Genomic DNA, 21145 nt, shown 5'->3' on the forward strand with positions numbered 1-21145 from the left:
ATGTGTAAGGCATGCCGCCAGCGTTCAATCTGAGCCAGGATCAAACTCTTCAGTTCAATCTCTGTTTAATGTCCTTGCGGACAGATCGCTCACTCAAAATACTGACAAGCTCATCTTTCGATGCGCCGTGTTTCTTTTTTGTGAACATTTGATAATTTAAGTATTCAACATCGCTTACGCTCTGTTGGCACCTTCATCAAACGCCCACACTTATCGACTGTTAATTGTTAAAGAACTTATTCTGTACTGCCTTCTGCCGTTTGCTACGAAGCGTTGTGTTCGTTGCAGCAGAGAGGTGAGATTATGCAGCGTTTCGCGTTTTTCGTCAACCTCTTTTTTGCTACCGCGCCTCCTTGGAGGCGGCCCTGACAGACTGCTAACTACTTGATTTCGTTAACCCTTTCTGCGGGGAGGCGAACTATAGCAAAGCCTGCCCCGGACTGACAAGGACTCTTTTCACGCCGTAGCGCGAACGGTACAGGTACTGCGCTGCTCACCCTCTTCCAAGTTGATCGCAACCGGCAGAAAACGGCCGATGACTTCCGCATTGGTCGTGGCGTGCTGCGAGATCACATCCGCCGTAAAACCGCCGCCGCCGGCCAGCGCCATCGGCAGCATCAGCTGGTCCGCCAGGTGTTCGCCCACTGCGGCGTTGGATGCTATATAGCGGCGCGCTTCATGCATGGCGTCCTTCGCCACCATTTCGGCGCGCACCATTTTCTCGCCGAATGCGCAAAACACCTCGCTCGCATGTTCATATTCAAGGGTGATCAGCAAGGCGTTGCCCGGTCCTTGATCGGCTGGCAAGCCACGCATGCGCAGCTGCTCGCCCGACCAGCCCATGCCCAAGCCAACGCATTCGAGCTCGCGCAGTGCGATCGAGCCCGGCAATCCGGCGACAAACCCCTCGGCATAACCGTTGGTACGCTCGCCTCGCTCCATCAGCGTCAGCTGCCTTAATTGCGCGCACGGTGCAATGGTCGCCACAATACAGCCGCCGCCCGCCGGATAAAACCCGGAGCGCAGCAATTCGATGCCGATATCGGCGCCCATCCTGCGCAGCAAAGGCAAGTAAGCGCGTTCCAAAAACTGCGCCGGGGGCGCCATGGGATTATGCGTGCCGCCGCTGATACGCACCGTCGACGGCCCGTCCGCATGCAGCAATGCCAGCATCACCGTTTGCAGCACCAAGGTGCAGCTACCGGCCGAACCGATCGCGAACTGGTAATCGCCGCCCTTGATGCCCTTGGGCGCGAAGACCAGCATCTGCGAACCCAGTTGCGCGCCCGTAACGGTGGCGCCGCTGATCTCGGCGGCCGCCTGTACCGCCACCAGATGCTGGCGCAGCAGGCCGGGCTTCTTGCGCCCCGCACGGATATTATTGATGCAGAACGCCTGCCCGGTAATCATGGACAAGGTCAGCGCGCTGCGCAGGATTTGTCCGCCGCCTTCGCCGACGGCGCCATCTAATTCAATCATCTTCAACTCTTCTTCTTATATAGGTAAGCAGCAAGCGTCATCAACCCTTGACGCACACCACCTGCTTGAGGATATGGACCACATCCACCAAGTCGCGCTGGGCGTGCATGACCGCGTCGATATCCTTGTACGCCATCGGAATTTCGTCGATCACGTTTTCATCCTTGCGGCACTCCACGCCCTCGGTGGCCTTGATCTGGTCGTCGATCGTATAGCGGCGCTTGGCCTCGGTACGGCTCATGGTGCGGCCGGCGCCGTGGCTGCAGCTGTTAAAGCTGTCCGGATTGCCTTTACCGCGAACGATAAAGCTCTTCGCGCCCATCGAACCCGGAATGATACCTAGCTCGCCCGGACGGGCCGACACGGCGCCCTTACGGGTAATCAGCACATCTTTGCCGAAGTGGTGCTCCTTCTGCACATAATTATGGTGGCAGTTTACCGCTTCCACATGCGTCTCGAACGGCTTGGTGATCACGGTACGCACCGCGGCAATCAGGTTATGCATCATCACATCGCGGTTGGTGCGGGCGAATTTCTGCGCCCAGCTGACCGCCTGGATGTAATCGTTATAGTGCTGCGTTCCTTCGGCCAGGTACGCCAGGTCCTGATCGGGCAGGTTGATGAAGTGCGTACGCATATCCTTCTTGGCCAGCTCGATGAAGTGGGTACCGATCGCATTGCCCACCCCGCGCGAACCCGAATGCAGCATGAACCATACAAAACCGACCTCGTCCAGGCAGACTTCCACAAAGTGGTTACCGCTTCCCAAAGTTCCCAGGTGACGGTAGTTATTCGTGGTTTTCAGCTTCGGCGTTTTCAGGCAAATGGCGTCGAATTCATCCTTCAACTGGCCCCAGGCCACATCGACCGCCGCCGGCGGCGTATTCCACGAACCTTCGTCGCGGCCGCGATAGCCGCGCGTCTTCGGCGACATACCGTGCGGGATCGCGCGCTCGATAGCGCTACGCAGCGCCGACAGGTTATCCGGCAGGTCGTTCGCGGTCAGCGTGGTCTTGGCCGCCATCATGCCGCAACCGATATCGACGCCGACCGCCGCCGGGATCACTGCGCCAAGGGTCGGAATCACGCTGCCAATGGTCGAACCTTTACCGAGGTGAACGTCCGGCATAACCGCGATATGCTTGTAAATGAAAGGCATTTTGGCGGTGTTGGCCAGCTGTTTCTTGGCCACGTCTTCCACCGGCACGCCCTTGGTCCACATTTTGACGTGGCGGCCATCGTCCACATTCAGGACATCGTAGTTTTCGTTTTTCATATTTTTCTCACTATATATAAGGTGATGCAAGGGGGCGACAACATCGCCCGGACAATCTGCTCTACCAGTTGAGCTACGGCCGCTTGCGCAACCGCCCGGACTCGAACCGGGACGCAATGTAATCCGGACTGCATTCGCCAAAAATCAATTCCCGACAAGGAGTCGGCGGGACAAACAGTTGCCGGCGCCAGGCCAACAGCAACCCCCATGTAGTCCCGCCCGCATTCGGGGTAAAACGATTGAGCACGGTGCGACAAAATAAATCCGATGCGAGATAAATTTAAAGGATGTATTCGCATCAAGCATTCGCACCGCGCTCAAAACCTGTAAAACAAAGTCCCGACAAGGAGCGGCAAGACTTCTGTTGTCGGACGCGAAGCCCTGGCAACCTTGGAATGTAGTCCTGCCTGCATTCGGGGTAAAACGATTGAGCACGATGCGACAAAAATTCCGATGCGAAGGTCAAGGTACGAAGTTGTATTCGCATCAAGCATTCGCACAGCGCTCAAAACCTGTAAAACAAAGTCCCGACAAAAAGCGGCAAGACATGGGGGACTGCGGGACGCACCCTTTCAGCCGTAATGTAGTCTTGCCTGCATTCGGGGTAAAACGATTGAGCGCAATGCGACAAATTTCACTGCGAGCATTTGCAAAATGTAGTCGCATCGGCATTCGCACCGCACTCAAAACCGGTACATCAACGTTCTTTACTCCAGCGCGATCGATTCGATCTCGCCCACCCAGTGACCGGCGCCCAGCTGGCCGGCCGCAAATGCGGCGATGATCTTGAATACATCGTCCGAAAAACCGCCCACATTCAACACATCGCTACGCTCGGCGGCCTGGCTGGTACTGTTCGGCGTGCAGTCGATACACACCAGCCGCGCTGCCGGATTGCGCTGCTTGAATATTGCCCATTCAGCCATCGTGGCGGTAGCGCCGGCACGCTGGTCGATCCACGATTCATTGTCGGATACGTAGACCACCAGGTCGGCCATCACCTTCTGCTTGTTCATCTGCACCAGCGGCGCGCTGCAATTGGTACCGCCGCCGCCAATCGCCGCCAGCTTCTGCGCATTGGTCATGACCGTATCGCGGGCATTGAGTTCGCATACCCGCACATAATTCTCGAACGGCAGTACCAGCGCATCCGGATTCTTGCGCAGCATGGCGGCGGAAATCAGTCCCGCCACATCGATACAACGCACCTGCGAGGTGCCGCCGCCGCGATAACCCGACACCGGCGACTGCATCGATCCCGACACATCCGGGCAAATCACCACCCGTCCCTCGACTTTGGGCACATTGGCCAGCGACAGTTCCAGCGCATCCTGCAAAGCGTCGCTGATGGCGCGCGGCACGTCGCTTGATGCCGCCATATACGCCGACATCAGCTGATAGGGAAACACGCCCGACCTGGCAATCGCTTCCGGATCGCGCAGCTTGTCGGCGATCACTTCGACCATGCCCGGCAGCGCATACACGCCATTGCGGCCAAAGGTATTCAAATTCATGCGCACCATGTGCCAGCCGCCCTGGCGTGCAATCTGGGCCCAGGCCTGCGCCGACAAGGACAACGACGTCAGCATCTGAAACGGCACATCCGGCACCGGCTGCGACTGGTCGGCCTGATACGCCTGGAAAGCCTTGAGCGCATCCGGCAGCGCGTCCGCATTAAACGGTTTGCCGATCAACCAGGCGAAAAACGCTTCACGCCAGGCTTGCGACGGTTTCGGGTGCACCATCTTCACCACATCGCCCAAGGAAGGCGTGGCGCCGATCGCAGCCGACAGCAATTCTTTTTCCGATGCGCGGTTCAGCCATTGCTGCACCAGCTTTTTCGGCCGCGTGCCCAGCGATTTACGGCCAGCCGCGCCGGAGCGGATAATCTGCACCACATTGCGCAGCATCTTGCCGTTATTGACTACACGGCGAAATACCGGAGTCAGTTCCGGCGCGCCCTTGGCGGCCAGGACAGCGGTCAACAGCGCCGGCATATCTTTCATATAACCGCGTTCGCGGCAGTAAATCGCGGTCTGCGCGATAAATTTGGTGTCGACTTTTTCGCACAGTTCCAGCACCGTCGCCAGCTGCGATTGCGCATTGACGTAATAGGTCGAATTCAGGCAACCGGTGGCCGCATACTGCGCCAACTGGTGCCGTGGCGTCATGCTGTACGCCGGCGCGGCTGCCGAATTAAGACCATCGGCGCGAGGGACGAAGATTCCCTTCAAGGTCTGGAACAACTGTGCGTTTGCCATTTTGATTTCCTCATTTTTTCTTGTTTGTATCTCCTCTATTGCAAAGGGCGTGCCAGCTCGCGCCAGATCCTTGCCACCTGAATATAAGTCATTGATTTAAATAAGATTACCAATTCGCCAAGCAAAACCGGCAAGAAATGGACAAGCTGGCAATGGCATGCTAAATTATCCAACAAGATAAAATTTTATACGGATATGAAACAGAAACGCATCGTGGTCATCGGATTTATCGGCACCCAGCTCGACAGCGGCAAGGGACCGGCGCGCTGGGAGAAATGGCGTCCCAGCATCGCCATCACCCAGCACGAGGAATACATCGTGCACCGCTTCGAGCTGCTCTACGGCGGCAAATTCGGCGCGCTGGTCGATGCCGTCACGGCCGACATTGCCGCCGTCTCGCCCGAAACCACGGTGGTCCCGCACGACATTCCGATCAGCGACGCCTGGGATTTCGGCGAGGTCTACGGCGCCCTGTTCGATTTCGCCAAGACCTACCCTTTCGATCCGGACAACGAGGATTACTGGATCCACATCACCACCGGCACCCACGTCGTGCAGATCTGCATGTTCCTGATGACGGAAGCGCGCTTCTTCCCCGGCCGCCTGCTGCAAAGCTCGCCGCCACGGCGCCAGTCGACCACCGAACCGGGCAGCTACGCGCTGATCGACCTCGACCTGTCGCGCTACGACCAGATCGCCCAGCGCTTTTCGCGCGAGCAAGCCGAAGGCGTGGCCTTCCTTAAGTCCGGCATTGCCACCCGCAACGCCAGCTTCAACACCATGATCGACGAGATCGAGCGCGTGGCGATCAAGTCGCGCGCGCCGATGCTGCTGATGGGGCCGACCGGCGCCGGCAAGTCCTTCCTGGCGCGCCGCGTCTACGAACTGAAGAAAACGCGGCACCAGATCGACGGCAAGTTCGTCGAGCTCAACTGCGCCACCCTGCACGGCGACGGCGCCGCCTCGACCCTGTTCGGCCACGTCAAAGGCTCGTTCACGGGCGCCGGCGCCGACCGCCCGGGTTTACTGCGCAGCGCCCACAAAGGCTTGCTGTTCCTTGACGAAATCGGCGAGCTCGGCCCGGACGAGCAAGCCATGCTGCTCAAAGCCATCGAAGAAAAGCGCTTTCATCCGGTCGGCAGCGACAGCGAAGTGCAGAGCGACTTCCAGCTCATCGCCGGCACCAACCGCGACCTGGCAAGCGAAGTGGTGGCCGGGCGCTTCCGCGAAGATCTATTTGCGCGCATCAATTTGTGGACCTACGCCCTGCCCGGCCTGGTCGACCGGCCCGAAGATATCGAGCCCAACCTGGTCTACCTGCTCAACCAGTTCAGCCAGGAATACGGGCAGATGGTGCGTTTCAACAAGGAGGCACGCGAGCGCTACATGCGTTTCGCGATGTCGCCCGAGGCGGTCTGGGCCGGCAACTTCCGCGACCTGTCGGCGTCCGTCACGCGCATGGCCACCTTGGCCGAGGCCGGCGGCATTTCGGACGGCATCGTCAGCGCCGAAGTGGCCCGCCTGCAAAAGCTCTGGCACCACTACACGCGCGCGCCCGCGCCCGCCGCAGCCGAGGTCGACCTTGCCGCCTTGATGGGCGACGACGCCGCAGCCGGCCTCGACCTGTTCGACGCGCTGCAACTGGCCGCCGTGGTCAAGGTGTGCCGCGACTCAAGCACCCTGTCGGACGCCGGCCGCAAGCTGTTCGCCGTCTCGCGCAGCGCCAAAAGCAAACCCAACGACGCCGACCGCCTGAAAAAATTCCTGGCGCGCTTCGACCTGGACTGGGACCAGGTCAGCGGTCGCCGGTAATTTGTCGGTATTGTCTTGGAAACAACAGCTATCACTTAAATAGGTTGTATTGGCGACATTTCCTGCGGTATTCTGCATACATATGCCCAAGGCATAGTTAGCGCAACGCTAAGCGTTATCGGGAGAGTCCGTCGATCGCAGGCAGGTGAACATTGACGGCGCCGAAGGAGCAACCGCCCCGGAATCTCTCAGGCCCCAGGACCGATAACGCATTTGAACTCTGAAGAGCCACCGGGAGTCGTCATCCGGTGCACCGAAGGAGCAAACCGGCCGCACATCGCGCGCTGCCGGCGAATCTCTCAGGTCCAGCACAGAGGGGGTATCCGACGCGCACCCGCGCGCGGACTCTCCTATCTGACGTTTTTCGGACCTGGAAGACACATGAAAACCATTGCAGTCATTGGCGGCGCCATCACCGGCGTCACGACCGCTTACGCCCTTGCCAAACGCAGGGGATCGACAACTTCCACGTGTCCGGCGGACCCGAACTGAATGGCTTCAAGCGCGACTTGATGCAGCGCTCTCCCGATTTTCCGACGCACTGCCCACGTGCGTCGACAACGGTGTCCGGCATGCGTGCATGCCAATGCAGTCGCAGCACCCACCCCGCCTGGACAGGCGGGGCTCTCGTATCAATCTATGTGAGGAGAAGTCAATAATGCAAACAAAAATGCTCTCATGCCGTCCCATGCTCGCCGCCCTGCTGTGCGGCGCCAGCCTGGCCCTGGCCGGCGCGCCGGCACAAGCCCAGTCGGATGGCACCAGCACCTTCAAGGCGGTGCCCAAGCGCGCAGCGGCGGCGGCGCAGGCGGCGGCTCAGCGCGACTTCGCCCAGTTCGTGACGCACCAGATGCAAGTGCGCGGCACCAGCGGCACGCCGGTCGACTTCCCGCTCGATATCAACGACATGCAGGACCTGAAGGACGCCAGGGTCGGCTACGGCTTCCCGGTCTACACGATCGATCCGAACGAACTGCTGGCGGGACGCGCCAGCATGAAGCAGATGGCCAAGGCCACCGGCCAGTGGCGTTTCGTCATCCTGTTGAACCAGCGCCCGATCGGCATGGCGACCGTCGAACTCAATAACGGCAATTACGAAACGGTGGCGTACGGCGCCGCCGTGCTGGCCAAGGATGTGGATGCGTCGATGGGCTACTACGGCGACGCCGAGCGCAGCAACGTGCGCTTCGTGCGCGTCTACCAGGCCCGCTCGGACCTGCTTGAAGTGGTAGGCCGCGAAGACGGCCGCACGCGCTACGCGCCGCTGCATTCGGCGCGCGAATCGCTACTGATGCAGCAGCGCGCCGTCAAGGACGGCAAGGCGGGCGATGCGCTGATGGACGAAGCCGAGCTGCTGCAGCCGCTGCGCAGCGCGGTCAAGCAAAACCTGGACGCGTCGAAGTAAGCCAGCCATCCACAGAAAAACTCAGGAGAAGACATGAACACACATATCAAGAAGATCGTCGTCGGTGTATCCCTGTTGCTGGCACTGCCGGCGGCCATGGCGCAATGGCGCACGCTGAGCGTGCCGCTGACCACCCAGGAACACAGCCAGTGGTGCTGGTCGGCGTCGAGCAAGGCGGTGCTGAACTACTACAAGAAGACACCGAGCCAGTGCCAGATCGTGAACTGGGCGTTCGGCTTGAACTACGCCTGCGGGAACACCAACTTCAACTGGAACAGCCAGGCCAACCAGCCGAACAATATGTACGGCTCCAACGGCAGCGTGCAGAACATCCTCAAGGCGTGGGGCGTGGCCAACGGCGCCTACAGCGTAGCCTCGTCGTGGAGCAGCGTGGTATCGGACATCAACGCCAATCGCCCGTTCGTGATGCGCTACGGCTGGAGCAACGGCGGTGGCCACATCATGGTAGGGCGCGGGTACGAAACGGCCAATGGCGTCAACAATGTGTACATCATGGACCCGTGGCCGGGTGAAGGCCAGACCTACCGCACCTACAACTCCGCGGTGTCGGCGTCCGACCATCGCTGGACGCACACCCAGCGCATGAGCATCAACGGTCCAACGTAAACGGCCCGGGTTGCAAAACCGGCGGCCGGCGCACCGGTTTTGCAAGTCCAGGCTTACAGGCCGTCGAAATTGGGCGGACGCTTGGCCAGGAACGCCTGCATGCCTTCCTTCTGCGCCGGCGTGCCGAACGCCGCGTGGAAGTAGCGGCGCTCGTAGCGCACGCCTTCGGTCAGCGTGGTCTCGAACGCGCGGTTGACGCTGTCCTTGATCGCCATGGCCACCGATACCGACATCGACGCGATGGTGGCGGCGGCGGCCAGCGCTTCTTCCATGACTTTGTCCGCCGCGACCACGCGCGAGACCAGGCCGGTGCGTTCGGCTTCGGCCGCGTCGATCATGCGCGCGGTGAGCAGCATGTCCATCGCCTTGGCCTTGCCGATGGTGCGTGGCAGGCGCTGGGTGCCGCCGGCGCCGGGCGTGACGCCGACCTTGATTTCGGGCTGGCCGAATTTGGCGGTGTCGGCCGCGATCAGGAAGTCGCACATCATGGCCAGCTCGCAGCCGCCGCCGAGGCAGAAGCCCTGCACCACGCCGATGACCGGTTTGCGCACGTTGAGGATGTGTTCCCAGTTGCGGCCGATGTAGTTGCCGCCGTAGGTGTCGCCGTAATCGTAATCGACCATCGCTGCGATGTCGGCGCCGGCCGCAAAGGCCTTTTCGCTGCCGGTCAGGATGATGCAGCCGATATTGCTGTCGGCGTCGAACTTGTAGAGCGCATCGCCCAGTTCATCCATCATGTTGTCGTTCAGGGCGTTGAGCGCTTTGGGACGGTTCAGGCGAATCACGGCCACTTTGCCGTGGGTCTCGATCAGCAGGTCTGCATAGTTCATGAAATCCTCTTTAAGAAAGCGTGGGGTAATGTGCGATTGTAGCCAATCTGCGCGCCAGTCCGGTGCATGCAGCGAGGGCCAGCGCGACGGCGCCGGCCGAAACGAGTAGACTGCTGCGTGTTGAAGACATGGGAGTCGATATGTGGGTGTTAATGCTTGAAGCAGGCGTGGCGTTTTTCCTGCTGGTGTTTATCGTGTGGTGGACGATGTATTCGGGACCGAAGCCGACCAATAACGAACAGCAGCCGAACGCGCCGGAGAAAAACAAAGAACTCCCCGACGATACCAAACGCTGATCAGCCGCTGAAATTAGTGCAGGGTGCGCGGCAGCGACAAGACGAATTCGGGAATCCTGGTCTCGAACTGATGGCCGTCTTCGGCCACGCAGAAGTATTCGCCCGTCATCGAGCCTTGCGGGGTCGCCAGCTGGGTGCCGCTGGTGTATTCGAACTGTTCGCCCGGCTGCAACAGCGGCTGGTGACCAACCACGCCCAGGCCGCGCACTTCGTCGATGTGGTTGCTGGCGTCGGTGATGACCCAGTGCCGCGAGATCAGCTGCGCGCCGACGGTGCCGGTATTCTTGATCGTGATCGCGTAGGTGAACACGTAATTGCTTCGGCTCGGATCGGACTGCTCCGGCAGGTACTGGGTCCTGACAGTGACAGTAAATTCGTAAGCGGCCATCTGGATTTCCTTGATTAAGACTGTAAAAGTTGCCCGAGTGAATTTTCAGGCGCCAGCGTGAACGGCCCGGCGAAGCATCATACCTTGCGCCGCAAAATGGGGCTTGCGGCAAGGGCGTGCCGTGGGAGAGCGTAAAATAGCGCATCTTCATTAACCGCAAGCACTTTGCCAGCCGCCGCCATGACCACTTTCCGCATCGCTCCCAGCATTTTGTCCGCCGATTTCGCCCGTCTGGGTGAAGAAGTCCGCAATGTCGTCGCCTCGGGCGCCGATATCATCCACTTCGACGTGATGGACAACCATTATGTTCCCAACCTGACCATCGGCCCGCTGGTGTGCCAGGCGATCCGCCCGCACGTGCAGGTGCCGATCGACGTACACCTGATGGTCAAGCCGGTCGACCGCCTGATTCCCGACTTCGCCAAGGCTGGCGCGAATATCATCACCTTTCACCCGGAAGCGTCCGAGCATATCGACCGCTCGCTCCAGCTGATCCGCGATAACGGCTGCAAGGCCGGCCTGGTGTTCAATCCGGGCACGCCGCTGCACTTCCTCGACCATGTGATGGACAAGATCGACATGATCCTGATCATGTCGGTCAATCCGGGTTTCGGCGGCCAGTCCTTCATTCCGGAAGCGCTGAAGAAAATCGCGCTGGCGCGCCGCATGATCGACGACTCGGGCCGCGATATTCTGCTGGAAGTCGACGGCGGCATCAAGATCGACAATATCGCCGCCGCCGCCGCTGCCGGTGCGGACACGTTCGTGGCCGGGTCGGCGATTTTCGGCCAGCCGGATTACAAGGCCGTGATCGACGCCATGCGCGTGGAGCTGGCCAAGGTCGGCAAGTAACACCGGCGCCATGCCGTACTTCTCGCTTCAACTCGGATTTGCACCGTCGTTTAACCGCGGCGGCGCGATCCGGATCGAAGGCGATGTGACCGGCGTGGCAACCTTCGAAGCCGGGCCCACGGGACTTTTTCCCGGCCTGGCGTTCGCCCTGCCGGTCGATTCGGAACGCATGGCGACGCTCTTCGATTGCTGCCTGGGCATGCTGACCGGATGGGACAAGCACTGGAGCCAGACCGGCTTGGGTGGCATCGGCATTGACGGCAGATTCGATTCGACAGCGGCAACGCCGCGAACGTTTATGCTGTGGAGCCCCAGGTGCAAAGGCTTGCCGCTGGCGATGATCCGCGCTGCGCTCGACTGTTTTCCGGTCGAGCGTTGCAGTGGCGTTGCGGAAGCCGGGCTTGAGAATATGCGCAGCTACTTCGATTTGCAGCCAGCTGTCACGGTGTATGCCGAAACGCCGATCCGGCTTCGTCTCGCGCCGCACGTTGGCATCGATGACGCGAACGCCGTTGCCACGCGCGTGCGCGCCCTGCCCGACGACGTCGACGTGATCGTCGATGTATCCGGGGTCGAGAATGTCGGCCAGGCGTTGACACAGGTGCTGCCCATGCAGCTGCTCCTGGCGCGACGCCCGGCCGTGCGCTGGATTGCGTACAGCAGCGACGCCGCTGCGCTGGGCGCCAGCGGTGTCGACCCGGTAACGATCAAAACGCTCGAACGCGCGCGCATCTCGAACAGCGGACACCCGCTGGTGCTTGGCGGCGTTGTCGTTTCATGTCCCGAATTGATCTCTCTGGCCCGGAGCAGAAGCCAGGCCGCACTGGCCACCGGCTTGATGCAGGAATACTGCCTGACCAGCGAACAAGCCGCCAGGGGATCGCTGGAACTGATCGACTTCATGCAAACACATCAGATTCAATCCAACTGACGCCACGCTGTCACTCACCCAATGAAAATTCACTGCCCCGATTACTGGATCCGCGATCCCGCCCTCGATCAGGGCGCCACAACCAGCGTGGCGGCGATCCTGCCACGGGTCGGACAGCGTGCGGCCGTCGGATTCGCGCCCAATAACGCACTGTGCATCGGTGCCGTTGAAACGCTTCTCTGGCAGCCACCGTACACGGAATTGAACGGATGGGTGGACCAGCCGTCCGAGATCGCACACAGCTATCTGGTCGGTGTAAAGGTCGTCTACGTCGCCACCAGCGTCGAACAGCGCAGTGGTTTTGCGAACGTCTATCGGCACCATGTCGACATCGTGTCCTGCGAACCGCTTCTGCCCGTGCTTCATGGACTTCATGAGGACGCAAAGAGCTGGAGCCTGGCCAAGGCAGGCACGCAGCGCGGCACCTTGCTGGTCTGGGACGAGGTGCACTGGTGCGGCAGCGCAGCGATCGATGGGCTTATCTTCGTCATGGGCATCGCCGGCCAATCGTTCATGGAACTGATCGTCAACGACGTCGATGGCGAGCTGTTCGGACTTTTCAATGGCCACATGGACCCGGGCGGCAGCAGCCACCATGTGGGCCGGCACCGGCTCGATCGGCGGGAGCAGAAAACCATCCGCCACGTGATTCAAAAAGCGCATCGGCTTGCCGACACCTGCCCTGCGTACCTGACCGCATAAACATCGGCCAGCTCACAGGCCAAACCAGGAAATCGTGCTGCGAACATCAGTATGGAAATGTCTAAGCCAGCGAAGGAATTGATCCATATCATGAACACCTGCCGGTTTAGATCAACGACATTCAGTAACGATGTACGCTGAATCACGCAAACGCTGACTTCGAAAAGTGAAGATAGACCCAGTGCACACAAAGCGAACAGAGATGGCTCGCCAGCGTGTGGGAGTGAGGACGTGCCGACCGGAGTAACAAGACTTAAGGAAAGCACTTTCTGGACAGATACACATGCCAACAGAAAACCCAAACCTGGGCCTACCCTTGTGCGGTGAGGGCGCAAGCGAACGCAGCACCTGCCAAAACAAGCAACTTGTATCGTGTAACGATACTATATACAATCAGCGTTATGATAAAAACGTTCAGACACAAGGGACTGCAACGGTTTTTCGAGACGGGTAGCAAAGCCGGAATTCAAGCAGCACACGCAGCGAGATTGCGTCTTCAATTAGGCGCACTTGACCAGGCTACTCGTCCGGAAGATTTATCGGCCCCCTCATGGGATCTTCATCCTTTGAAGGGAAATTTACATGGACACTGGGCAATCACGGTCAACGGCAATTGGCGAATGATTTTCGCATTCGATGGGCCTGATGCGATCCTCGTTGACTACCGAGACTATCACTGAATTGACGAGGAATCACATGACTCGCATGCATAATCCGCCTCATCCAGGGGAGGTACTTCGGGAATATCTGGGGGGCATGACCGTAACGGAAGCCGCCGGTCGCCTTGGCGTAAGTCGAGTCACGCTTCAGCGTGTGGTCTCCGGCGCTGCGGGGGTGTCGCCAGACATGGCGTATCGTCTGGGTACCGCCTTCGGCACAAGCCCTGAATTTTGGGCAGGAATGCAGCTCCAATATGATCTGTACCAGGCTGGAAAAATCAAACGACCGGGAATTGAACGCATCACGGCTTAGTCGTCCTGCGCGAATCATGTCAAGATGAGCAAAAAGCGATCAGCCAGGGGATTCCCATAGCGCACCGTCTTGCCAACATCCGCCCTGTCTGCCTGAGCCCATGGGCGCAGTCATACTCACAGGTCAAACCAGAAAACCATGCGGCAAAAGTAGCCGCGCGCTTCGATGTTCGCCATCAGGTCGATCGTCAAGCGGCATTCGAGCGTCATATGCAGCTCGCCGTCGTCGGTGGCTGCGACCGCACGCCGGAATTCGGCCAGCGTAAGCCAGCTGCAACGCGAGTAGTGCGGTGCCGAGATAAAGTCCGGCCGGTAGACGAGCGGGTGACTGTCTCCCGTCCGCAGCGCCTCGTCCGCCTCCGATCGCGCAATCGATGGCATTGCCAGCGCACTGTCCATATCGTCATCGTCGATGATATTTAGCCCATAGTGAAAATTGGCCATTGCCGATGCTGGCTCGGGAAATCCACGTGCGGCAACGAGACCATCGCGCCCATGCCGGTTGTTCATCGCATTGAACAGGGAAGAATGCCTCGGCCACTCAAAAAATGCGATCGCTTGCGGAGCGACGAATTGTTCGGTATCCGATGCCTCCACCACCAAATGAATATCTGCGCCCATTCTGGTCCTTATCAATCTGTCAGCGTGCGGGGATGCCTACATTCTCGTCATCACGAAATCGCCTGTGCTGGAACAGGTAAAACCCATATTGCACCAGCGGCCGCGCAGGATACCGTCCTTGTCGATAGTGCCGCTCAGCGAGATCCGGTTATGGGAAAGCCCTCCCTGGAAGATCATGTCAACGCGGTCCCCGCTCAGGACGGTGCCAGCCGCGTCATTGAACATATACGCCGCCATCCAGCCATTGTCCGGAGCGTATACATCGTCGGCCACCTCTGTTGCCCAGTAACCCAGGAAGGGCCGCCAATCGATATGAAAGCTGCCGTACTCCTGGTACAGGACCTTATCCGGATCGGATGGCGCCGTCACACGCGCCCACAAGCCCGACCTGAACCGAACCGTCCCGCTGATAGTGCTTGCGGATACATTCGAGGGCGTGCCCGGATCAATCGTCAACTCCACCCGCCATTTGCCCGCCAGTTGGCAGCACGGCGGTGGCGCTTTGGCTAGCTTGACGATCAGCCGCGTGGTCTTGCCGGCCTCGACAGCAACATGTCGCCGTTGCTCCAGCAGATCGGTCCGACCGATGTCGACCGTCACAACACCCGGCACCAGCAGCGCCAGTCCAAACTCGCCCGATGCTCCCGTGCCGTCAGAAACGTAGTCCGACGTGGGGCCATCCCGGTACCCATAGACCTGCACACCCTGAAGCGGCAAACCAGTTTCCAGATCGACGACCTTGCCCTGGATGGTCCCTCTCGTGCGCGCCTCCTCAACACTAAAGGCGCGACGGGCATTCACTCCCGAACCGAACTGCACCTCCCTGGGCAAGGACCAGCCCCACACGACGAGCGCGAGCAATATCATCAACAGGCCGATGCGAAGCACGGCGGCGACACGACGCGACATGAACCGAACGCGGCGCGCTTCAATTGGAGGTATCAATGGTGCTTTCTGAATTGGTTGTGGCAATACACTGGCAAGCATCACCGGCGAAGGCAGACGCCGCGCACCAGGTTTTTCGAGGCCCCTGACAGGAAACCCGTATCATCTCGCCATCGCTACCGACTTTACGCTATGTTTACCAACTCTACCAAGTCCCGTCCCGCCCCGATCCGCGCCGTGATCATCGACCTCGATGGCACCATGCTCGACACCCTGCCCGACTTCCACGTTGCCATCAACGCCATGCGCGGGCAATTCGGCTACGCCCCGATCACCCGGGAGAAAATCGCGCTGATGATCGGCAAAGGCTCGGAAAACCTGATCCGCGCCGTGCTTGCGCTCGACAACGACGCCGCCGGCGTGGAACAGCGCTTCGATGACGCCATGGCCTTCTACCAAGGTCACTACCTGGCGATTAACGGCGACCATAGCGCCCTGTACGACGGCGTGATCGACGGCCTGGAAGCGATGCAAGCCGACGGCCTGCGCCTGGCCTGCGTAACCAACAAGCCGATCGCCTTTGCCACCCCGCTGCTGGCGCAAAAAGGCCTGGCACCGTATTTCGAGGTGGTCTACGGGGGCGACTCGCTGCCACGCAAAAAACCGGATCCGATGCCGCTGCTGCAGGTCTGCGCCGACTTCGAGCTGGCGCCGGCGCAAGTGGTGGCCATTGGCGACTCGTCCAACGACGCCGAAGCGGCGCGCGCGGCGGGCTGCTTTGTGTTGACGGAACCGTATGGTTACAACCACGGGCGGGCTATACACGAAACCGATTCCGATGGTATAGTTACCTCACTTGTAGAAGCTTCAATGCTGATTCGTTCACACAACAACGACGCACACTAAACCTCCACCACATATGTTTTTCATCAAAAAACACAATGTCACCCAAACCGGCTCGATTGAGGCCTGGCTTTGGCGACGCTGGCAATCCTGGGCTAAGTGACCCCGTATTGACTGCTGTCGGCCGCCTTTTTGCGCCGGCAGGTTTTTTGAAACCCACCGCCCGCGAACACGCCATGGCGGCATGGAGAAAAGCATGACCGAACTCGAATTCAAATCGTTGGCCACCGACGGCTTCAACCGCATTCCACTGATCTCGGAAGCCTTCGCCGATCTCGAAACGCCCCTCACGCTCTACCTCAAGCTGGCCCAGACCCAGAACGCCGGAAAGAACACCTTCCTGCTCGAATCGGTGGTCGGCGGCGAGCGTTTTGGCCGCTATTCCTTCATCGGCCTGCCCGCCACCACGGTGCTGCGCACCTTTGGGACGCGCACCGAGATCGTGAAAAACGGCAGCGTGATCGAAACCCACGACGGCAATCCGCTCGACTTCATCGAACAGTACCAGGCGCGCTTCAAAGTGGCGCTGCGCCCTGGCCTGCCGCGCTTTTGCGGCGGCCTGGCCGGCTACTTCGGCTACGACACGGTGCGCCACATCGAGCGCAAGCTGGCCGACACCCAGCCCAAAGACGACCTGGGCCTGCCCGACATCCAGTTGATGGTGACCGAGGAACTGGCGGTCATCGACAACCTGTCCGGCAAGCTGTATCTGATCGTGTACGCCGACACCGCGCAGCCGGAAGCCTATTCCAAGGCGCGCCAGCGCCTGAAAGACCTGCGCATGATGCTGCGCCGCGGGGTCGATGCCCCGGTCACATCGAGCTCGGTGCGTACCGAAGCGGTGCGCGACTTTTCCAAAGAGGATTACCTCAAGGCGGTCGCGCGCGCCCACGAATACGTGATGGCCGGTGACCTGATGCAGGTGCAGATCGGCCAGCGCATCCGCAAGCCGTACGTGGACAATCCATTGACCCTGTACCGCGCGCTGCGTTCGCTCAATCCGTCGCCGTACATGTACTTCTATAACTTCGGCGACATGCAGATCGTCGGCGCTTCGCCCGAGATTTTGGTGCGCAACGAGACCGCGTCCGACGGCACCAAGAAGGTCACCCTGCGCCCGATCGCCGGCACCCGTCCACGCGGCGCCACGCCCGAACGCGACGCCGAACTGTCGAAAGAACTGCTGGCCGACCCGAAAGAAATCGCCGAACACGTCATGCTGATCGACCTGGCGCGCAATGACCTGGGCCGCATCTCCGAGATCGGCAGCGTCAAGGTCACCGAACGCATGGTGGTCGAAAAATACTCGCATGTGCAGCACATCGTCTCGAACGTCGAAGGTACGCTCAAGGACGGCATGTCCAACCTGGACGTGCTACGCGCGACCTTCCCGGCCGGCACCCTGACCGGCGCGCCGAAAGTGCGCGCCATGGAAGTGATCGACGAACTCGAACCGACCAAGCGCGGCATCTATGGCGGCGCCTGCGGCTACCTGAGTTTTGGCGGCGAGATGGATGTGGCGATCGCGATCCGCACCGGCGTGATCAAGGACGGCATGCTGTACGTGCAGGCTGCCGCCGGCATCGTGGCCGACTCGGTCCCCGAAATGGAATGGCAGGAAACCGAAAACAAGGCGCGCGCGGTCCTGCGCGCAGCCGAGCAAGTGCAAGACGGCCTGGATGGGGAGATCTGAGATGCTGCTGATGATCGATAACTACGACTCGTTCACCTACAACCTGGTGCAGTATTTCGGTGAGTTGGGCGAGGACGTGCGCACCGTGCGCAACGACGAAATCACGATCGACGAGATCAGCGCGATGCGGCCGGACCGCATCTGCATCTCGCCCGGTCCCAAGACTCCGGCCGAAGCCGGGATCTCGATCTCCATCCTGGAGCAGTTCAAGGGCAAGCTGCCGATCCTCGGCGTGTGCCTCGGCCACCAGGCCATCGGCGCCGCGTTCGGCGGCAAGGTCATTCGCGCCAAGCAGGTCATGCATGGCAAAACCTCAGTGATCGCGCACACCGGCGTGGGCGTGTTCAAGAATCTTCCGAGTCCGTTTACGGTCATCCGCTACCACTCGCTGGCGATCGAGCGCGCGTCGCTCCCGGCCTGCCTGGAAGTGACGGCATGGACCGACGACGGCGAGATCATGGGTGTGCGGCACAGGCAATTCGATATCGAGGGTGTGCAGTTCCACCCCGAATCGATCCTGTCCGAGCATGGCCATGCCCTGCTGAAGAATTTTCTCGAACGCTAACGCCTGCCCGGATCAAGGAGCTGTCATGCCGATCACCCCACAAGAAGCACTGCTGCGCTGCATCGAACACCGCGAAATTTTCCACGACGAGATGCTGCACCTGTTCCGCCAGATCATGTCGGGCGAAATGTCGCCGCCCATGATCGCCGCGCTCACGCTCGGCCTGCGCGTTAAAAAGGAAACCATCGGCGAAATCGCCGCCGCCGCGCAAGTGATGCGCGAATTTTCGACCAAGGTGCCGATGGCCGACACCACCCACCTGCTCGACATCGTCGGCACCGGTGGCGACGGCGCCCACACCTTCAATATTTCGACCACGGCGATGTTCGTGGCTGCCGCCGCTGGCGCACGCGTGGCCAAGCACGGCGGGCGCAGCGTGTCGTCGTCGTCCGGCAGCGCCGACGTGATCGAGTCGCTGGGCGCGAACATCAACCTCTCGCCCGAGCAGATTGCGCAGTCGATCGCGCAGACCGGCATCGGCTTCATGTTCGCACCGAACCACCACGCCGCCATGAAGCATGCGGCGCCGGTGCGGCGCGAGCTGGGCGTGCGTACCATTTTCAATATTCTCGGGCCGCTCACCAATCCCGCCGGCGCGCCGAATATCCTGATGGGCGTATTCCACCAGGATCTGGTGGGCATCCAGGTGCGCGTGTTGCAGCGCCTCGGTGCGCAGCATGCGGTGGTGGTGTATGGGCGCGACAATATGGATGAAGTCTCGCTCGGCGCGGCCACCATGGTCGGTGAACTGGTCAACGGCGAAATCCGCGAGTACGAGATTCACCCGGAAGACTTCGGCCTGCCCATGATCGCCAGCCGCAACCTGAAAGTGGCGAACTCGGAAGAGTCGAAGATCAAGATGATGGAAGCGCTCAACGGCGAGCCGGGTGCGGCCTACGATATCGTGGCCCTGAATGCGGGCACGGCCTTGTATGCGGCGGGCGTGGCCAGTTCGATTGAAGATGGCCTGAAAAAGGCGCGCGAGGCGATCGAATCGGGTGCCGCGCGGGCCAAGGTCGACCAGTTTGTTCAGGTGACGCAGCAGCTTGCAGCGTGACCTTTAGACCAGTAACCTAATATCCGTCATTCCCGCGAAGGCGGGAATCCAAGGCATCTTTGCCTAGCGACGGCACCTTGGATTCCCGCCTGCGCGGGAATGACGGCTAGGACCTCTTCCCCATGTTCGGCATCCACGACCTCCCCCTGTTCATCCTCTCCGGCCTGCTGCTCAACATCATGCCCGGCCCCGACTCGCTCCTGATCATGACGCGCAGCGCCACCCAGGGCAGGCGCGCCGGCGTGGCCGCCACCCTGGGCATCGGCGCCGGCACCATGATCCACATTCTCGCCGCCGCTCTCGGCCTGTCCGCCATCCTCGCCACCTCGGCGACCGCCTTCATGGTCGTCAAGTACATCGGCGCGGCGTACATCATCTACATGGCGATCGGCCTGCTGCGCAGCAAACGGCGCGATCCGGCTGCGCCGATCACCGTGGCGCCCCTGCCCTATGCGAAAATCTTCGCCCAGGGCTTCCTGACGAATGTGCTCAACCCGAAAGTGGCGGTGTTCTTCCTCGCCTTCGTGCCGCAATTTATCTCGCCCGACGCCTCCGGCAAGGCGCTGGCGTTTGTCATCCTCGGCTGCATCTTCAACCTGAACGGCATGCTGTGGTGTACCTCGCTGGCCCTGTTCACGGCGCAGGCCAGTGCCCGCATCAAGATCAACCCGAGCGTGTCGCTGTGGCTGAACCGCGTCACCGGCGGCCTGTTCATCTGGCTCGGCATCAAGCTCGCGCTCTCCAAACAAAACTAAGGCCTCATCATGTCCGATATCCTCAATAAAATCCTGGCGGTCAAGGCTGACGAAGTCGCCGCCGCCAAAAAACACCGCGACCTGGCCAGCCTGCGCCGCGAAGTCGAAACCGATAGCGCCTTGCGCAGCGGCCTGCGCGGCTTCGAAGCGAGCCTGCGCAAGCATATCGCCGCCGGCCACGCGGGTGTGATCGCTGAAGTGAAGAAAGCCTCGCCCTCGAAGGGCGTGCTGCGCGCCGACTTCCGTCCGGCGAACATCGCCGAGAGCTACGCGCACCACGGCGCCGCGTGCCTGTCGGTACTGACCGACGTGCAGTTCTTCCAGGGCCAGGTCGAGTACCTGAAACAGGCGCGCGCCGCCTGCGAGATCCCGGTGATCCGCAAGGACTTCATGATCGATATGTACCAGGTCTACGAAGCGCGCGCGATGGGCGCCGATGCGATCCTGCTGATTGTCTCGGCCTTGGACCACGGCCTGATGGCCGAACTGGAAGCCTGCGCGCACGAACTGGGCATGGACGTGCTGGTCGAAGTGCACGACGGCGACGAACTGACCGCCGCGCTCAAGCTCGATACCAAACTGGTCGGCATCAACAACCGCAACCTGCGCACCTTCGAGACCTCACTGCAAACGACCATCGACCTGCTGCCGCGCATCCCGGCCGACAAACTGGTGGTGACCGAATCCGGCATCATGGGGCCAGGCGACGTCAAGCGCATGCGCGACGCCAACGTGCACGCCTTCCTGGTCGGCGAAGCCTTCATGCGCGCCCCGGAACCGGGCATAGAGTTGGAACGCCTGTTCAGCTGACCAGTCGCTCGTCACCCGCCGCGCCA

Annotated in this window: 22 protein-coding genes and 2 riboswitches; of the genes, 15 read left to right on the plus strand and 7 right to left on the minus strand. The window is 60.6% G+C overall.

Going from position 1 to position 21145, the window contains the following annotated elements; all coding sequences use genetic code 11:
• Positions 1 to 456: 456 nt before the first annotated feature.
• The 3 genes from rtcA to F1609_RS32365 form a co-directional block, all read right to left on the minus strand.
• Entirely contained in the window at positions 457 to 1479 is a 1023-nt protein-coding gene (rtcA, locus tag F1609_RS32355; protein ID WP_167081769.1) for an RNA 3'-terminal phosphate cyclase, read from the minus strand.
• A 40-nt stretch (positions 1480 to 1519) separates the two neighbouring features.
• Positions 1520 to 2755, minus strand: a complete 1236-nt coding sequence (locus tag F1609_RS32360; RefSeq protein ID WP_167081771.1) for an RtcB family protein — start codon at positions 2753 to 2755, stop codon at positions 1520 to 1522.
• 707 nt (positions 2756 to 3462) lie between these two features.
• The gene (locus F1609_RS32365) at positions 3463 to 5016 is read right to left on the minus strand and encodes a vWA domain-containing protein (RefSeq protein WP_167081773.1); all 1554 of its coding nucleotides are present in this window, start codon (positions 5014 to 5016) and stop codon (positions 3463 to 3465) included.
• 195 nt (positions 5017 to 5211) lie between these two features.
• On the opposite strand from F1609_RS32365, the gene rtcR reads away from it, so the two are divergent.
• From rtcR to F1609_RS32380, 3 genes are all read left to right on the plus strand, one after another.
• A complete protein-coding gene (gene rtcR / locus F1609_RS32370; RefSeq protein ID WP_167081775.1) occupies positions 5212 to 6828 on the plus strand; it encodes an RNA repair transcriptional activator RtcR in 1617 nt (538 codons plus the stop codon).
• Between the two features lie 109 nt (positions 6829 to 6937).
• A riboswitch (glycine riboswitch) is annotated at positions 6938 to 7042 on the plus strand.
• Positions 7043 to 7152: riboswitch (glycine riboswitch) on the plus strand.
• A gap of 334 nt (positions 7153 to 7486) precedes the next feature.
• Positions 7487 to 8233, plus strand: a complete 747-nt coding sequence (locus F1609_RS32375; protein ID WP_229422177.1) for a hypothetical protein — start codon at positions 7487 to 7489, stop codon at positions 8231 to 8233.
• 33 nt (positions 8234 to 8266) lie between these two features.
• Positions 8267 to 8860 carry a C39 family peptidase gene (locus F1609_RS32380; protein WP_167081777.1) on the plus strand — a complete coding sequence of 198 codons (594 nt, stop codon included), beginning with the start codon at positions 8267 to 8269 and terminating at the stop codon, positions 8858 to 8860.
• A 53-nt stretch (positions 8861 to 8913) separates the two neighbouring features.
• On the opposite strand, the gene F1609_RS32385 is transcribed toward F1609_RS32380, so the two are convergent.
• Positions 8914 to 9690, minus strand: a complete 777-nt coding sequence (locus tag F1609_RS32385) for an enoyl-CoA hydratase (RefSeq protein WP_167081779.1) — start codon at positions 9688 to 9690, stop codon at positions 8914 to 8916.
• Between the two features lie 128 nt (positions 9691 to 9818).
• Here F1609_RS32385 and F1609_RS32390 point away from each other — a divergent pair, with 128 nt between their 5' ends.
• Complete coding sequence (locus tag F1609_RS32390; RefSeq protein WP_167081767.1) at positions 9819 to 9986, plus strand: hypothetical protein; 168 nt, start codon at positions 9819 to 9821, stop codon at positions 9984 to 9986.
• A gap of 13 nt (positions 9987 to 9999) precedes the next feature.
• Here F1609_RS32390 and apaG read toward each other — a convergent pair whose 3' ends face one another.
• Positions 10000 to 10374: a Co2+/Mg2+ efflux facilitator ApaG/CorD gene (apaG, locus tag F1609_RS32395; RefSeq protein ID WP_167081781.1), complete on the minus strand. Its 375-nt coding sequence runs from the start codon at positions 10372 to 10374 to the stop codon at positions 10000 to 10002.
• A 180-nt stretch (positions 10375 to 10554) separates the two neighbouring features.
• Between apaG and rpe the strand changes: the two genes are divergently transcribed.
• The 5 genes from rpe to F1609_RS32420 all read left to right on the plus strand — a co-directional run bounded on the left by rpe (position 10555) and on the right by F1609_RS32420 (position 13831).
• Positions 10555 to 11226 carry a ribulose-phosphate 3-epimerase gene (gene rpe, locus F1609_RS32400; protein WP_166878176.1) on the plus strand — a complete coding sequence of 224 codons (672 nt, stop codon included), beginning with the start codon at positions 10555 to 10557 and terminating at the stop codon, positions 11224 to 11226.
• A 10-nt stretch (positions 11227 to 11236) separates the two neighbouring features.
• A complete protein-coding gene (locus tag F1609_RS32405) occupies positions 11237 to 12157 on the plus strand; it encodes a hypothetical protein (protein ID WP_167081783.1) in 921 nt (306 codons plus the stop codon).
• Positions 12158 to 12178: 21 nt separating this feature from the next.
• Positions 12179 to 12859, plus strand: a complete 681-nt coding sequence (locus F1609_RS32410) for a hypothetical protein (RefSeq protein ID WP_167081785.1) — start codon at positions 12179 to 12181, stop codon at positions 12857 to 12859.
• 401 nt (positions 12860 to 13260) lie between these two features.
• Positions 13261 to 13539, plus strand: a complete 279-nt coding sequence (locus F1609_RS32415; protein WP_167081787.1) for a type II toxin-antitoxin system RelE/ParE family toxin — start codon at positions 13261 to 13263, stop codon at positions 13537 to 13539.
• Positions 13540 to 13555: 16 nt separating this feature from the next.
• Positions 13556 to 13831, plus strand: coding sequence for a HigA family addiction module antitoxin (locus tag F1609_RS32420; protein ID WP_167081789.1), 276 nt, complete (start codon positions 13556 to 13558; stop codon positions 13829 to 13831).
• A gap of 116 nt (positions 13832 to 13947) precedes the next feature.
• Here the strand turns inward: F1609_RS32420 and F1609_RS32425 are convergent, their stop codons facing one another.
• Both F1609_RS32425 and F1609_RS32430 read right to left on the minus strand, forming a co-directional pair.
• The gene (locus F1609_RS32425; protein WP_167081791.1) at positions 13948 to 14451 is read right to left on the minus strand and encodes a hypothetical protein; all 504 of its coding nucleotides are present in this window, start codon (positions 14449 to 14451) and stop codon (positions 13948 to 13950) included.
• A gap of 36 nt (positions 14452 to 14487) precedes the next feature.
• Complete coding sequence (locus F1609_RS32430) at positions 14488 to 15360, minus strand: carboxypeptidase-like regulatory domain-containing protein (protein ID WP_167081793.1); 873 nt, start codon at positions 15358 to 15360, stop codon at positions 14488 to 14490.
• 168 nt (positions 15361 to 15528) lie between these two features.
• On the opposite strand from F1609_RS32430, the gene F1609_RS32435 reads away from it, so the two are divergent.
• From F1609_RS32435 to trpC, 6 genes are all read left to right on the plus strand, one after another.
• Entirely contained in the window at positions 15529 to 16242 is a 714-nt protein-coding gene (locus tag F1609_RS32435; protein WP_167081795.1) for a phosphoglycolate phosphatase, read from the plus strand.
• Positions 16243 to 16435: 193 nt separating this feature from the next.
• Positions 16436 to 17932, plus strand: a complete 1497-nt coding sequence (trpE, locus tag F1609_RS32440) for an anthranilate synthase component I (protein ID WP_167081797.1) — start codon at positions 16436 to 16438, stop codon at positions 17930 to 17932.
• Position 17933: 1 nt separating this feature from the next.
• Complete coding sequence (locus tag F1609_RS32445) at positions 17934 to 18497, plus strand: anthranilate synthase component II (protein ID WP_167081799.1); 564 nt, start codon at positions 17934 to 17936, stop codon at positions 18495 to 18497.
• A gap of 25 nt (positions 18498 to 18522) precedes the next feature.
• A complete protein-coding gene (trpD, locus tag F1609_RS32450) occupies positions 18523 to 19554 on the plus strand; it encodes an anthranilate phosphoribosyltransferase (protein ID WP_167081801.1) in 1032 nt (343 codons plus the stop codon).
• Positions 19555 to 19676: 122 nt separating this feature from the next.
• A complete protein-coding gene (locus tag F1609_RS32455) occupies positions 19677 to 20309 on the plus strand; it encodes a LysE family translocator (RefSeq protein WP_167081803.1) in 633 nt (210 codons plus the stop codon).
• 9 nt (positions 20310 to 20318) lie between these two features.
• Positions 20319 to 21119 (plus strand): indole-3-glycerol phosphate synthase TrpC, encoded by an 801-nt coding sequence (gene trpC, locus F1609_RS32460; RefSeq protein ID WP_167081805.1) that lies wholly within the window; start codon positions 20319 to 20321, stop codon positions 21117 to 21119.
• Positions 21120 to 21145 lie beyond the last annotated feature (26 nt).

It is taken from the genome of Massilia aquatica, assembly GCF_011682045.1.
In the GTDB taxonomy this organism is placed as follows: Bacteria; Pseudomonadota; Gammaproteobacteria; order Burkholderiales; family Burkholderiaceae_D; genus Telluria_A; species Telluria_A aquatica.

Coding starts and splice junctions, on each gene's coding strand:
- F1609_RS32385 (WP_167081779.1), bottom strand. CDS start 9,690: ATGAACTATGCAGACCTGCTGATCGAGACCCACGGCAAAGTGGCCGTG.
- rpe (WP_166878176.1), top strand. CDS start 10,555: ATGACCACTTTCCGCATCGCTCCCAGCATTTTGTCCGCCGATTTCGCC.
- trpE (WP_167081797.1), top strand. CDS start 16,436: ATGACCGAACTCGAATTCAAATCGTTGGCCACCGACGGCTTCAACCGC.
- F1609_RS32435 (WP_167081795.1), top strand. CDS start 15,529: ATGTTTACCAACTCTACCAAGTCCCGTCCCGCCCCGATCCGCGCCGTG.
- F1609_RS32410 (WP_167081785.1), top strand. CDS start 12,179: ATGAAAATTCACTGCCCCGATTACTGGATCCGCGATCCCGCCCTCGAT.
- apaG (WP_167081781.1), bottom strand. CDS start 10,374: ATGGCCGCTTACGAATTTACTGTCACTGTCAGGACCCAGTACCTGCCG.
- F1609_RS32365 (WP_167081773.1), bottom strand. CDS start 5,016: ATGGCAAACGCACAGTTGTTCCAGACCTTGAAGGGAATCTTCGTCCCT.
- F1609_RS32360 (WP_167081771.1), bottom strand. CDS start 2,755: ATGAAAAACGAAAACTACGATGTCCTGAATGTGGACGATGGCCGCCAC.
- F1609_RS32425 (WP_167081791.1), bottom strand. CDS start 14,451: ATGGGCGCAGATATTCATTTGGTGGTGGAGGCATCGGATACCGAACAA.
- trpD (WP_167081801.1), top strand. CDS start 18,523: ATGCCGATCACCCCACAAGAAGCACTGCTGCGCTGCATCGAACACCGC.
- rtcR (WP_167081775.1), top strand. CDS start 5,212: ATGAAACAGAAACGCATCGTGGTCATCGGATTTATCGGCACCCAGCTC.
- rtcA (WP_167081769.1), bottom strand. CDS start 1,479: ATGATTGAATTAGATGGCGCCGTCGGCGAAGGCGGCGGACAAATCCTG.
- F1609_RS32405 (WP_167081783.1), top strand. CDS start 11,237: ATGCCGTACTTCTCGCTTCAACTCGGATTTGCACCGTCGTTTAACCGC.
- F1609_RS32445 (WP_167081799.1), top strand. CDS start 17,934: ATGCTGCTGATGATCGATAACTACGACTCGTTCACCTACAACCTGGTG.
- trpC (WP_167081805.1), top strand. CDS start 20,319: ATGTCCGATATCCTCAATAAAATCCTGGCGGTCAAGGCTGACGAAGTC.
- F1609_RS32415 (WP_167081787.1), top strand. CDS start 13,261: ATGATAAAAACGTTCAGACACAAGGGACTGCAACGGTTTTTCGAGACG.
- F1609_RS32430 (WP_167081793.1), bottom strand. CDS start 15,360: ATGTCGCGTCGTGTCGCCGCCGTGCTTCGCATCGGCCTGTTGATGATA.
- F1609_RS32420 (WP_167081789.1), top strand. CDS start 13,556: ATGACTCGCATGCATAATCCGCCTCATCCAGGGGAGGTACTTCGGGAA.
- F1609_RS32390 (WP_167081767.1), top strand. CDS start 9,819: ATGGGAGTCGATATGTGGGTGTTAATGCTTGAAGCAGGCGTGGCGTTT.
- F1609_RS32380 (WP_167081777.1), top strand. CDS start 8,267: ATGAACACACATATCAAGAAGATCGTCGTCGGTGTATCCCTGTTGCTG.
- F1609_RS32455 (WP_167081803.1), top strand. CDS start 19,677: ATGTTCGGCATCCACGACCTCCCCCTGTTCATCCTCTCCGGCCTGCTG.
- F1609_RS32375 (WP_229422177.1), top strand. CDS start 7,487: ATGCAAACAAAAATGCTCTCATGCCGTCCCATGCTCGCCGCCCTGCTG.